Annotated in this window: 12 protein-coding genes; 3 read left to right on the top strand and 9 right to left on the bottom strand. The window is 54.4% G+C overall.

The window, feature by feature from the left end; translation table 11 throughout:
- Window positions 1–3: 3 nt before the first annotated feature.
- The gene (pmbA, locus tag ACT6RZ_RS06130) at window positions 4–1,326 is read left to right on the top strand and encodes a metalloprotease PmbA (protein WP_444701261.1); all 1,323 of its coding nucleotides are present in this window, start codon (window positions 4–6) and stop codon (window positions 1,324–1,326) included.
- A gap of 110 nt (window positions 1,327–1,436) precedes the next feature.
- Here the strand turns inward: pmbA and ACT6RZ_RS06135 are convergent, their stop codons facing one another.
- From ACT6RZ_RS06135 to panC, 6 genes are all read right to left on the bottom strand, one after another.
- On the bottom strand, window positions 1,437–2,489 hold the full coding sequence (locus ACT6RZ_RS06135) for an MlaA family lipoprotein (RefSeq protein ID WP_444701262.1): 1,053 nt from the start codon (window positions 2,487–2,489) through the stop codon (window positions 1,437–1,439).
- 219 nt (window positions 2,490–2,708) lie between these two features.
- Window positions 2,709–4,145 (bottom strand): cryptochrome/photolyase family protein, encoded by a 1,437-nt coding sequence (locus ACT6RZ_RS06140; RefSeq protein ID WP_444701263.1) that lies wholly within the window; start codon window positions 4,143–4,145, stop codon window positions 2,709–2,711.
- A 2-nt stretch (window positions 4,146–4,147) separates the two neighbouring features.
- Window positions 4,148–4,615, bottom strand: a complete 468-nt coding sequence (gene rlmH / locus ACT6RZ_RS06145; protein WP_444701264.1) for a 23S rRNA (pseudouridine(1915)-N(3))-methyltransferase RlmH — start codon at window positions 4,613–4,615, stop codon at window positions 4,148–4,150.
- Window positions 4,616–4,760: 145 nt separating this feature from the next.
- The gene (gene rsfS / locus ACT6RZ_RS06150) at window positions 4,761–5,132 is read right to left on the bottom strand and encodes a ribosome silencing factor (protein WP_379031451.1); all 372 of its coding nucleotides are present in this window, start codon (window positions 5,130–5,132) and stop codon (window positions 4,761–4,763) included.
- 18 nt (window positions 5,133–5,150) lie between these two features.
- Entirely contained in the window at window positions 5,151–5,531 is a 381-nt protein-coding gene (gene panD, locus ACT6RZ_RS06155; protein WP_444701265.1) for an aspartate 1-decarboxylase, read from the bottom strand.
- Window positions 5,532–5,634: 103 nt separating this feature from the next.
- Window positions 5,635–6,489 (bottom strand): pantoate--beta-alanine ligase, encoded by an 855-nt coding sequence (gene panC, locus ACT6RZ_RS06160; protein ID WP_444701266.1) that lies wholly within the window; start codon window positions 6,487–6,489, stop codon window positions 5,635–5,637.
- A gap of 158 nt (window positions 6,490–6,647) precedes the next feature.
- On the opposite strand from panC, the gene mscL reads away from it, so the two are divergent.
- Window positions 6,648–7,061: a large conductance mechanosensitive channel protein MscL gene (mscL, locus tag ACT6RZ_RS06165; RefSeq protein ID WP_444701267.1), complete on the top strand. Its 414-nt coding sequence runs from the start codon at window positions 6,648–6,650 to the stop codon at window positions 7,059–7,061.
- A 91-nt stretch (window positions 7,062–7,152) separates the two neighbouring features.
- Here mscL and ACT6RZ_RS06170 read toward each other — a convergent pair whose 3' ends face one another.
- Both ACT6RZ_RS06170 and ACT6RZ_RS06175 read right to left on the bottom strand, forming a co-directional pair.
- Window positions 7,153–7,560, bottom strand: a complete 408-nt coding sequence (locus ACT6RZ_RS06170; RefSeq protein ID WP_444701268.1) for a hypothetical protein — start codon at window positions 7,558–7,560, stop codon at window positions 7,153–7,155.
- Window positions 7,561–7,632: 72 nt separating this feature from the next.
- Window positions 7,633–8,493: an HlyC/CorC family transporter gene (locus ACT6RZ_RS06175; protein WP_444701269.1), complete on the bottom strand. Its 861-nt coding sequence runs from the start codon at window positions 8,491–8,493 to the stop codon at window positions 7,633–7,635.
- Window positions 8,494–8,661: 168 nt separating this feature from the next.
- On the opposite strand from ACT6RZ_RS06175, the gene ACT6RZ_RS06180 reads away from it, so the two are divergent.
- Window positions 8,662–12,357 (top strand): DUF748 domain-containing protein, encoded by a 3,696-nt coding sequence (locus tag ACT6RZ_RS06180; RefSeq protein ID WP_444701270.1) that lies wholly within the window; start codon window positions 8,662–8,664, stop codon window positions 12,355–12,357.
- A 63-nt stretch (window positions 12,358–12,420) separates the two neighbouring features.
- On the opposite strand, the gene ACT6RZ_RS06185 is transcribed toward ACT6RZ_RS06180, so the two are convergent.
- Window positions 12,421–13,059, bottom strand: a complete 639-nt coding sequence (locus ACT6RZ_RS06185) for a site-2 protease family protein (RefSeq protein ID WP_444701271.1) — start codon at window positions 13,057–13,059, stop codon at window positions 12,421–12,423.
- Between the last annotated feature and the right edge of the window lie 19 nt (window positions 13,060–13,078).

The raw sequence follows: 13,078 nt of genomic DNA on the forward strand, positions 1-13,078 counted from the left end.
AGCATGCAACTGGAACAACTCAAACAAATCTCGCAAGACATCATTCAATTGGCCAGGCTGTCAGGCGCCAGCAGTGCAGAAGCAGAAGTGAGTTTTGGCACCGGCCAGAACGTCTCGGTCCGTCAGGGCGAGACAGAAAATATCGAATACAACCGCGATAAAGGCTGCTCGGTGACGGTTTATTTCGGCCAGAGAAAAGGCTATGCCAGCACCTCTGACCTGAGTGCGCAAGCACTTAAAGACACGGTGGAAGCCGCCTGCAATATTGCCAAATACACCGCTGAAGACCCTTTCTGCGGCTTGGCCGATGCCGAGCGCATGGCGACCGAGTTCCCTGACCTGTCACTGCATCACCCGTGGTCTATCGATGTAGAGCAGGCGCTGGCATTAGCCAGCCGTTGCGAAGCAGCCGCGCTGGCGGTTGACCCCCGTATCAGCAACAGTGAAGGCGCCAGCATCTACAGCCAGAGCGGCGCGTTTGCCTATGCCAACAGCCATGGTTTTGTCGGCGGCTACCCTAGCTCACGCCACAGCATCAGCTGTTCGGTGATCGCCGAATCCAACAATCAGATGCAGCGCGACTACTGGTATAGCAGTGCCCGCGATGCGCATGACCTGGAGTCGCCGGAACAAGTCGGCCAGGTCGCCGGCTCGCGCACGGTCAAAAGACTGGATGCGCGTGCTATCAAAACCGGCCAATACCCGGTGCTGTTTGAAGCCCCGCTGGCCGGTGGCCTGATAGGCACACTGCTCAGCGCTATTTCCGGCGGCAATCTTTACCGTAAATCCTCATTCTTGCTGGATAGCCTGGGGCAGACCATCGCCAGCCCCCTGCTGCATATCACCGAAGACCCTTTCATCCGCAAAGGTGCAGGCAGCAGCCCGTTTGATAATGAAGGGGTGGCCTGCCAACAGCGTACCCTGGTCGAAAATGGCGTGTTGCAAGGTTATTTGCTGGGCAGTTATTCGGCGCGCAAGCTGGGCATGCAATCGACTGGTAATGCCGGAGGTGCGCATAACATCCTGGTGCGCTCAACCGGGCAGTCACTGCAGCAGTTGTTGCAGACACTGGATACCGGCTTGCTGGTGACCGAACTACTGGGTCATGGCATGAATATGATCACTGGTGACTACTCACGCGGTGCCGCAGGTTACTGGGTAGAAAAAGGTGTGATCGTACACCCGGTGGAAGAGATCACCATCGCCAGCAATATGCAGGAGATGCTGAAAGGTATTATCGCCATAGGCAACGACATTATCCCGAACAGCTCAAAATCGACTGGCTCGATACTGATAGAGAGAATGACCATCGCCTCTGCCGAATAAGCCGGCCGTGACTTAAATCAACACAGTAGCATCAATAAAAAAAGGCTTTGCATAGATGCAAAGCCTTTTTTATTAAGCTGCCTGTTAATTACGCAGCTGCCTACCGTTTTTTATTTTGCAGGGGCTTCCAGTGTCAGCAAGGTCTCATCGACCCCGGCCACTACATCGGCTGCATCACCTTCCAGCACTGCAGGCTGCTGACTGACCTGGTCAAGCAGCGGTGGCAATAGCTCTTGAGATTCTGTCGCCGCCGGGGTTTCAGTGTTCTCTGCTGCCACATCAGGCGTGGCTGGCTCAGTCGCGACAGGGATCTCTTCCACTGCCACTGGCTGGGCTTCGCTAGTCAGCGCGCCGGCATTTTCTTCTATAGGTGCATCTGACTGCAACACCACCGTGTCAGCAGGGGCTGCCTGCTCTGCTGAAGTCGCCTTTGCTGGCTCTTCATCTTCAGGCTCAAACTCATCCTGCAGCAATTCACGTGGCACGATGCCATCCTGAACCTGGCTGGCACGACGTTGCAGGTAAGCATCACGCATAAATGCATATGGATCGATAGAGGCATCATCCACCAGGTCTTTGGCATCCAGCAGCTGGGTACGTTTGTCCACAAACTGTACTAAACGCACCTGGTTATGGGCACGGATCTGGCCAGTGTTGTGCAGATAAGTGATAGGGTCAGATGTCACGGTGTCAAAAGCCAGGCCACCGGCGTCACGCAGCGTGCTCGGGCCCAGGATAGGCAGCACCAGGTATGGGCCTGAACCTACACCCCAGTGACCCAGCGTCTGGCCAAAATCTTCCTGGTGTCTGGGAATATTGTCTTTGCTGGCAACATCGATAAAACCGGCGATGCCGAAAGTGGTATTGATGACAAAGCGGCCGGCATCGGTAAAGGCCTGCGCGAATTTCAGTTGCAGCAGGTCATTCACCACTGTGGTCAAGGTACCCAGGTTGCTGAAGAAGTTGCTGATGCCAGTACGCACTGGTGTGGGCGTCACTGCCTTGTAAGCCTTGGCAACCGGCTTCATGGCATATTGATCGACCACATCATTGAATTTGTATATTCCCCGGTTGACGCCTTCCAGCGGGTCTTTATTGGCGGTTGCACAGCCAGAAAGACCTACGAGTACGGCGATCAATAAAACGGATTTTAGTTTTTTCATATTTTTCATTATATTTAGATGAAGCAAATTGGTATAAATGCCTTTATAAAAGTTAATCATGGCATGTAAGAAGCTTATCTATCCTACAAATACCCTGCAACCACATTAACGGCGCCCGCCATGAATTTTGAAGGGCGATCACGCTTTGTGACCTACAACGAAAACCTTACTGCCACCTTACCAACCGCAGCGTAAAACGAGTTTATTCTACATCAAATGTCATTTTTGCTTCACATTATTTTTGTATAGCTCTAGCGCCTGCTGCCGCTGTACAGCATGGTTCACCAGAGGCAGCGGATAGTCCACTTCAGGCATGGTCACCAGCTGATGTTTCTTGTCTGGCGTGCCTGCCCAGGGCGCATGTATCAGCTTGTTATCCAGCGCTGCCAATTCAGGCACATATTTACGAATAAACTTGCCCTGTGCATCAAACTTTTCCGACTGCGATTGCGGGTTGAAGATCCTGAAATAGGGTTGCGCGTCACAGCCGGTTGAAGCCGCCCATTGCCAGCCACCATTGTTGGCAGCAAAATCAAAATCAATCAACTTTTCGGCAAAATACTGCTCGCCCCAGCGCCAGTCTATCAGCAGGTCTTTGACCAGGAAACTGGCCACCACCATGCGCAAACGATTATGCATATAGCCGGTCTGGTTGAGCTGACGCATGGCGGCATCCACTATTGGGAAACCGGTGCGCCCCTCGCACCAGGCAGCAAACCAGTCGCTGTCGTTCGTAAAAGGCAGCTGCTCATATTCGGGCCGGTAAGCACGTCTTTCCAGTTGCAGATCGGGCCGGTGGTAACAGACCTGGAAATAAAAATCGCGCCATATCAACTCACTTAACCAGGTGGCGGCACCGGCATTGCCAGCCAGCGACAATTGCCAGGCTGCGTGCGCCAACTGGCGGATAGAGATGGTGCCAAAACGCAGATGCACCGACAAATAAGAGACACCTTTGATAGCGGGATAGTTGCGTGCCTGCTCGTAATCTTCTATGCGCTGCAAAAAGTCGTGAAACAGCTGCTGCGCGCCGGTGATGCCGGTCGGCAAACGCATGCTTTTTAAGTTAGTGCGGGAGAAGCCCAGGCTTTCCAGTGATGGCATGTCTTCTGCGGGCAGGCTGGCCAGACTGGAAAGATAGCGCTGCACTGGATAGGCTTTGAGGTAAAACGCATTCAATTTGGCCAGGTGGGCTCTTTTATAAGGGGTGAATACCCCATAAGGCTTGCCGGTCTGGGTCAGGATCTCGTCCTGCTCGAACAGCACCTGGTCCTTGAACAGATGCAGGGTACGCCCGGCAGTTAATAAAGCCTGCGCCACCTGCTCGTCGCGCGCTGTCGCCAGCGGCTCGTAATCGCGATTGGCATATACGGCAGCGACTTCCAGCTGCTGCGCCAGCCTGGGGATCTCGGCCTGCGCCTGGCCATGACGGACCAGCAGATCGCCGCCCGCTGCCTGCAGCGCCTGCTTAAGCTCGCAGACACTCTCCCAGATGAATTCCAGCCGCCGGTCGTGCTTGTCAGACAGGGCATCCAGGATATCACTATCGAACACGAACGCCACATAGACCTGCTGGTGTCGCTTTAACGCGTGATACAAGGCGGCATGATCTTCCATGCGCAAGTCGCGACGCAACCAGACCAAAGCTTTAGACATGATTATTCCCGGTGATAAGGATGACCACTTAGGACCGTATGCGCGCGATAGAGTTGCTCGGCCAGCATCACCCGCACCATGCCGTGCGGCATGGTCAGTTTGGAAAGGCTGAATAACCACTGCGCCTGCGCCTTCAATTGCGCATGCAAACCATCCGCCCCGCCAACCACCAGCGACACGTCGCGCCCCATCTCCTGCCAGCTTTTCAACTTGTCGGCCAGCTGCAGGGTAGTCACCGCCTGGCCACGCTCATCCAGCGCCACCAGGTAATCTTTACCGGCGACTTCGAGGATACGTTTGGCCTCTGCCTCTTGCACGACTTCGCTATTTTTGCCTGCCGCGCGCTTGTCGGGCTTGATCTCTATGATGCGCGTTTCCAGCTCGCGCGGCATGCGTTTCAGATATTCGGCACAGGCAGATTCGACCCAGTCAGGCATTTTATGTCCCACCGAGATGATATTCAGTTTCATACGCGGATGACGACAGTGTTGGAAAGCAGGAGAGGCTGCGCGCAGTTACACTTAAAACCGTGGTGACCCTGCAAGGCCACGCCAGTGAAAGTGTTGAGTACGGTTTGCACCCTGCTCTGCGCGCACATAGTGCAGATAAGCTTGATTAAGCGGCTGAAGCTGCGCGTCGCGATTGCGACTCGCTCCATAATTGCTCTAGGTTGTAGTAGGCACGGGTAGCCGGCACCATGACATGGATAACGATCTCGTCCAGATCGACCAATACCCATTCACCGTCTTTTTCACCTTCGATGCCACGTGCGTCAACGCCTTTTTCTTTCAGTTTTTCGCGCACATTATCGGCGATCGCCTTGCACTGGCGCGTCGAATTACCGCTCGCTACTATCATGTAACTGGTAAGCGTGGTCAGCTTGTGCACATCCATGACGGTAATATCAAAGGCTTTAATATCTTCCAGCGCGTCGACGACGGCCAGTTTCATCTCCTCCAGGGAGATGGTTTTATCTATAGGTTGCATAGGCACACTCAATGGGATTCAGGCAGCTTGCGCCGGGATATGGTCTTTTAGTTCGACGATACGATTGTGCGTATCGACATAGACCAGTTGTGGATGAAAGTTGGCGAGCTCAGCTTCGGTGTACTGAGCATAGCAGGCGATGATGATCAGGTCATCCGGGTCTGCCTTGTGTGCAGCGGCACCATTGACAGAGATCACACCGGAGTGGCGCTCGGCGCGTATGGCGTAAGTGGTGAACCGCTCGCCATTGTTGATGTTGTAAATCTGGATCTGCTCGTATTCACGAATACTGGCAGCTTCCAGCAAGGCTTCATCGATAGCGCAACTACCCTCGTAGTGCAGCTCGCTGTGCGTGACCCGCACCCGATGCAGCTTTGATTTCAACATGGTTGTTTGCATTGCATCCCTTCAGTTAATTCCCCGCCAGCGCGGAAAAGGTCGTAATTATAAAGTTATCAATAGCTTAGCGCAAAATAATTTTCATAAAAACGTGACCATCCTTCTAAAGGTGAACTTCACAATTATCTATCAAACGTGTATTACCCAGTTTGGCCGCGGCCAGCACCACTAGTTCAGTTTGATCTGCTGCCGGTACACTCAGATCCTGTTGCGTACGGATCTCTACATAATCTGCCTGCCAGCCCTGCTGATTGAGTGCTGAAACCGCTTGTTCGGACAGGGCGGCGTAATCCCGCCGGCCACTCTGCAGCGCAGCCCGCAGCTGTTGCAACTGCGCATAGAGCTGGGCAGCCTGGGTCTTCTGTTCAGGCGTCAGATAACCATTACGCGAACTCATGGCCAAGCCTGAGGGTTCGCGCCTGGTGTCTACCCCCAGTATCTCGATCGCAAAGTTCAGCTGCCGCACCAGCGAGCGTATCACCATCAGTTGCTGGTAATCCTTTTTGCCAAACACGGCGAGGTCAGGCCTCACCATATGAAACAACTTGGTCACCACGGTCGCCACACCGGCAAAATGCCCGGGGCGGCTGGCGCCACACAATATATCTGCCAGTGGCGGCGGCTGCACCATGACTTGCTGTTGCAGACTCTGACCGTCAAAGTCAGGGTACATCTGCTCTACCGCCGGGGCAAACACCAGGTCTGCGCCCACCCCGCGCAACTGCTCGCAATCGGCCTGCAATGTGCGTGGATAACTGCCGAAATCTTCATTGGCGCCGAATTGCAAAGGGTTGACAAAGATACTCGCCACCACGATATCTGCCCGGTTTTTAGCCTGGCTGACCAGCTCGCAATGGCCGGCATGCAGATTACCCATGGTGGGGACAAAACCGATACGCTTGCCAGCGTGACCATCAAGAAAAGTGCGCATTTCGCGCAAAGTATGAAACAACTGCATGACTGGCTACTGGACCTCCGGGCGCCTGATATGAGTGCATTATATAACACCGCCCATTTTTTAACGGTCGGCAGCCGTAGATTGACAAGCAGGCAAGGCTACGCCTATAGTCGTTGATGCAATCTTGCTGTGAATAACAATTAAAGGAGTGGGAAGTTATGAGTGTGGCATCAGAATTTAAACAGTTTGCGCTAAAAGGCAACGTCATGGACCTGGCGGTCGGTGTGATCATAGGCGGCGCGTTTGGCAAAATCGTCGACTCCCTGGTGAACGACATCATCATGCCTATCATAGGCAAGATCTTTGGCGGTTTTGATTTCAGCAATATGTACATCCCGCTGAACGGACAGTCTGCCGACCTGGCACTGGTGGAAGCGAAAAAATTAGGCGCGGTGCTGGCCTATGGTAACTTTATTACCATAGTGCTCAACTTCATCATCCTGGCTTTTATCATTTTTCAAATGGTTAAATTCATGAACAGCTTGAAGGAAGCCGCACCACCGCCCGCGCCAGCTGCCACGCCTGAAGACATTCTGCTGTTACGCGAGATCCGTGACAACCTGAAAAAATAACACGCTTATTCTTTCGCATGAAATATAAAGGGCACCTGAGGTGCCCTTTATATTTACACATGCTAATCAAGCCAGGAATCAAGTTTACTGGCTAAAAAGGTTGCCCTTCGTAAGGCTGCACCTCGTAAGTCTGGCCCTGGCTCGCATCCGAACCATCATTATTCAGGAACACGATCACGCTTACCTGGTCATCAATGATATCCAGCTCGGTGGTCGGGTAAAATGCCCCCTGCTCGTCCTTGTTGATATTGTGGTAATGCCAGATAGACGCCACCACCCGGCCACTGTCTTTTAATTTCACATCTTCTGCACGCGCAGGCTCGCCCAGCAAGGCGATGATCTCAGCACGCTTGAGCTTGCTGACCGCATTCACAAAGCCCTGCTCGTCCTGAGGAAGTTTTTCGGCGGCGAGTTTTTCAGTGGTGGGGCCAGCCCAGACGGCGGGACTTAAACATACCAGCGCAGCCGCCAGCATAGAAAACCAAGATTGTGTTCTCATCTTAACGCTCCTTTTCAGATAGTCAGGCAATCAAAACAACCATTGGTTCGCGCCAGCGCCGCGCGACGAATACTACACAGACTCTATCGGGTAAGGCTCTTCCGGCAATTGCTCTATCAGCAGCACATGTACGCGACGGCTATCGGCATGCACCACAGTGACACTCAGGTTATCAATGCGTATCTGCTCGCCGCGTTTGGGCAAATGGCCGAAATGGTTGATCACCAGGCCACCCACAGTAGAGAACTCTTCATCGCTGAACTCGGTGCCCAGGGCCTCATTGAGCTCGCCGATCTCAGTCAGGGCCTTGACGCGATAGGTGGCAGCTTCTTGCTGGATGATATTGCCTTCGGTCTCGTCATCATCGTACTCATCCTCGATGTCGCCGACGATCTGCTCAAGCACATCTTCAATGGTGACCATGCCGGCCACGCCGCCGTATTCATCCACCACGATGGCGATATGGTTGCGGTTACTGCGAAACTCTTTTAGCAGCACATTCAAGCGCTTGGATTCTGGGATAAACACTGCCGGCCGCAGCATGTCGCGCAGCTCGAAAGACTGGTCGGCGTAATAGCGCAACAGATCCTTGGCCAGCAAGATGCCTATCACATCGTTTTTATTATCTTCAATGACCGGGAAACGGGAGTGGGCGGTTTCTATGACAAACGGGAGTAAGGTTTCAGCGGCTTGTGTGATATCGATCACATCCATTTGAGAGCGCGGGATCATGACATCGCGGACTTGCATCTCGCTGACCTGCAGGACACCCTCTATCATGGCGAGGGAATCGCCATCCATCAGGTGGTTCTCATAAGCCCCGTGCAACAACTCAACCAGTTGCTCGCGATCTTCTGGCTCACGCAGAAGAAAATGACTTAATCGTTCTAATAAAGAGGGTTTATGCGACAACTTTTCCGGCTCAGAAGCCATACGTACTGCTGAAAACAGCATCCTGTGTAAAGAGATGATTTAAGCATACCTCAAAAAGCATGAATATGTCACCTTCAGCGACCCGTCTCTCATGCTTTGTGCCTTATCTAGGTGTGTAGCCGCTACTTTCTGTCACTTTCTGACACAAATCTGCTAAATTATCCGCCTATGTTAAATCGTCTGACACCCTTGCTCGCCACCCTGCGCCACTCACTGATCGCCAAGATCATTGCCGGGCTGCTGCTGTTCTATTTCCTGTTTGCCTGGCTGGCAGTCAACCCGCTGGCGAAATGGCTGCTGCCCTGGGTGGCCGAAACCCAGCTGGCCAGTAAAGCCAGCGTTGAAAAAGTCAGTTTTGACCCTTTGCGCCTGACCACCACCATAGACCACTTTGCCCTGACCGAGAAAAATGGCGCGCCATTGGCCTCGTTCGACCGGCTGGTGGTAGATATGGAATTCAGCGGCCTGTTCAGCTGGGCCTGGAAACTGAAACAGGTGGCACTGGCCTCACCACGTATCCATCTGCATATTTCCAAACAAGGGCGCCTGAACTGGGCAGACCTGATCGCCAAACTGAATGAAGAGCCGACACCGCCAGAAAAGTCACTGCCGCGTGTCATCATTGAAAATATAGAGATCCGCCAGGGCGATATCGAATACCTGGATGACCATCACGCCACACCACTGCAGGCTTCGTTAAAGCCGCTGGATTTTGAACTGGATGGTTTTTCCACACTGCCTGAAGACCGTGGCGATTACCTGATCGCGGCCAAACTGCCTTACCAGGGCGGCACCCTGAAATGGAAAGGTGATTTCGGCGTCAACCCACTGGCGTCGCAAGGTACGCTGGCGATAGAAGGCCTGCAGATCGCCAAGCTTGCGCAATGGGTCAATACGCAAGCGCTGCCTTTCCAGCCAGATGCCGGCACTTTTTCCAGCCAGCTGAAATATGATTTCTCGCTGCCCGACCAGCACCCCCGCCTGTTACTGACCGATGCCAGACTAGCGGTGCATGCGCTGGCAGGTAAACTGGCGCAAGGTGACAGGCTAGCGCTGAACCAAGTCACCCTGCTCATCAAGCAGTTATTGCTGGAGCAAGCCGCAGACACCAAGATCACCACGCAGGCCCTGAGTCTCAAGCTGGATCAACTGCAATTACACAAGCCGCAAGCGACATTCTCGCTGGCAGCGGCCGATGTCAGCTTACCTGGCCTGGCATTCAGCCATAGCGACCATGCGCAGCTCAGTTTTGACAACCTGGACCTGCAATTCAAGCAACTACAGGTCCAGCACCAGCAAAAGAACCTGTTGCTGTTGCCGGCTTTATCCATAGAGCAAGTCAGCCTCAACCTGGTCGAACGCCAGGCGGCTATCGCCAGAATACTGCTGGCAGATGGCACACTGTCGGCCACGCATCACGCCGATGGCACACTGGACTGGCAACAGGCGCTTGCGGCGACTGCACCGGCCCAGGCAAGCACGCAATCGCCCGCCCAGCCGGAGGCAGCGCCTGCAGAAGAATCACAGCAAACGCCGTTTCATATCGCCATAGCCGACATTACGCTGGCGCACTGGCAGCTGGCTTACCTGGACCAGCAGTTTGCCAGGCCGCTGGCAGCGACACTGTCTGACTTTAATCTGCAACTGGCACTGGAGCAACAGGCCGGCCTGCAGCTGAAACAGATCAAAGCCGAAGCCAGGCAGCTCAGTGTGCAATCAGATAAAAAACCTGTGGCACAACTGGCCAGCCTGACACTGACTGAAGGCAGCCTGGCACTGGCAGAGCAAAAGCTCAGTCTGGGCGCATTGCAGCTCAACGGACTGAAGACACAGGTGATCCGCCAGGCTGACCAGCAGTTGAACTGGCAGACATTACTGGTTGCGGCCGCCGGCAACAACACCGCCGTGGCACCAAGCCAGGCGACCGGCGCGCCTGCCACTGCAAAAAAACCAGCCTGGGCAGTAGGCCTGAAACGTTTTGCCCTGCAGCACGCCGATATTCATATTGAAGACCAGACCACATCCGCACCAGTCATGCTTGATATCACGGATGGCAGCCTGGAAGTGGCTGACCTGAGCCAGCAGATGGCACGCGCAGTGCCGGTCAAAGCTGGCTTTAAACTGAAACAGGGCGGGCAGTTCAGCGCCAGGGGCTCACTGACTCCGGCACCGTTTAAAACCGATCTGCAATTAGCGCTGACTGACCTGTCACTCAAGCCTTTTGCGCCTTATATCCAGCAAGTCGCGCTGCTCACGCTGCAGGATGGCAGCGCCAGCGTGCAGGGGAAACTGCAGCAGACCGCCAGCGGCAGCACCAGCTTTGCTGGTGGTTTCAGTGTCAGCCATTGGTCATTGCTGGAAGAAGCCAGCCAGCAAGCCTTTTTACGCTGGGAAAAACTGCAGGGTGACGGCCTGGCGCTGTCACTGGCACCCAACCGCTTGCAGATCAGCAGCCTGACACTGGATAAACCGCAGACCAAATTCATTATCTACCCTGACCGCAGCCTGAATATTTCGAAAGTGCTGCGAGACCAGCCCCCGGCCAGCAGCCCATCGCCTGCGTCCAGGCAGACGGGCAGCCCTACTGCACAGAAAGCCGCCGCCAATGATGCAGGTGCCAGCAACAACACCGCTGCCGCCAACGGCGCTGGTGCAGGCAGCAACAAGGCAGACTTCCCGGTTGCTATCGAGTCCGTGCGTATCAGCGGTGCCGAGCTTGAGTTTGCTGATCTGTCGCTGCCACAACCGTTTGGCACGCAGATACACTCGCTGGGCGGTGTCATCAATGGCATTTCCAGCAACCCAGCCGCGACCGCACAGGTTGAGCTGGATGGCAAAGTCGATGATTATGGCGCTGCGCGCATCCATGGCTCATTGCAACCGTTCAACGCCACCGAGCTCACCGATATCAAGCTGGCATTCACCAATCTGGAAATGAATCGCCTGACGCCTTACTCGGGCAAATTCGCCGGCCGCAAAATAGAGTCGGGTAAATTGTCGGTAGACCTGGAATACAAGATCAAGCAGCGGCAACTGGCAGGAGAGAATAAATTCGTCATTAAAAAACTCACGCTGGGTGAAAGAGTCGATAGTAAAGACGCGCCCAACCTGCCTCTGGATCTCGCCATTGCCATCCTGGAAGACAGCGATGGCGTAATAGACCTCGATCTGCCCATCAGCGGCAGCCTGGATGACCCCAAATTCAGTTATGGCAGTATTTTGTGGAAAGCTTTTACCAATGTGCTGACCAAAATAGTGACCTCGCCTTTCAGTGCGCTGGGCAAACTGTTTGGCAGCAGTGAAAAGCTGGAGGCTATCGTGTTTGAGCCAGGCAAAGCCAGCATCTCCCCCCCAGAACTGGAGAAACTGCACGCCGTCAGCAGCGCGCTGGGCAAGCGCCAGCAATTAAAACTGGGCATCATCCCCGGCTATGACAGCACAGCAGATACGCGCGCCATCCAGGAAATGACTTTGCGCAGGCAGGTGGCCGCAGAAATGGGCGTGCGCCTGACGGCCGATCAGGCGGCCGGGCCTGTAGACCTCAACAACCCCAAGGTGCAATCGGCGATCCAGGCCTTGCATGACCGCCTGACCAACAAAGGCCTGCTCAAGCGTCTGGCGGCCAAACTGGAAAAAGCGCCGGCAGGCTTTTATGCGCAGGCGCAGCAAGCATTGACCGCCAGCATCCAGGTGCCCGAAGCCGACCTGCAAGCATTAGCCCAAGCACGCGCAGAGGCGATCCAGAAAGTACTGGCCGATGCGGGAGTGGCTGCGGAAAGGTCAACGGCTGCGGCCCCGGTGGCGGTAAAAGCTGACCGCGAACAGGTACCCAGCAAGCTGACTCTGGATGTAATGAAACGCTAGGCAGGGATTAGATTTAAATGGCTGAGGTTTAAATGGCTATGGTGACAGCTGTAGCCATTCACGTCACATGACCAGCACAGTCAGCAACTGCTGGAAAAACCTCAAGGCCGGCGTCAGTATCATGCTTAATATGCCGGTGAATAACAGCGCAATCAGGATCAGCATGCCGTAGCGTTCAACCCGCGAAAAAGCGATCGCCGCCTTCATGGGCAATAAGCTGACGGCGATACGGCCACCATCCAGCGGCGGCAATGGCAGCAGATTCAGCACCATCAGCACCAGGTTGATCTGGATACCGGCAATACTCATCTGCGCCAGAAAGTCCTGGGCGGCGGCTGGAAATGCTTCAATGCGCGCCAGAATCAGGCCCCAGCCTATCGCCATCACAAAGTTGGAAGCAGGCCCGGCCAGCGCCACCCATAACATATCTTTTTTTGGTCTGCGCAAATTGGCAAAATTGACCGGCACCGGCTTGGCCCAGCCGAACAACACGCCACCCAACAATACACTCAGGGCAGGCAACAGTATGGTGCCTATAGGATCGATATGTTTAAACGGGTTGAGCGTGATGCGGCCCATGCGTTCGGCAGTCAGGTCACCGAAATACTTGGCCGCATAGCCATGCGCGGCTTCGTGCACCGTGATCGCAAACAGGATGGGCAAGGCATAGGCGGCGATCTTCTGTATAGCGGTTAATTCCATTTGATCTCTGGTTCCAATA

The organism is Methylophilus sp. (assembly GCF_052437885.1).
Classification (GTDB): domain Bacteria; phylum Pseudomonadota; class Gammaproteobacteria; order Burkholderiales; family Methylophilaceae; genus Methylophilus.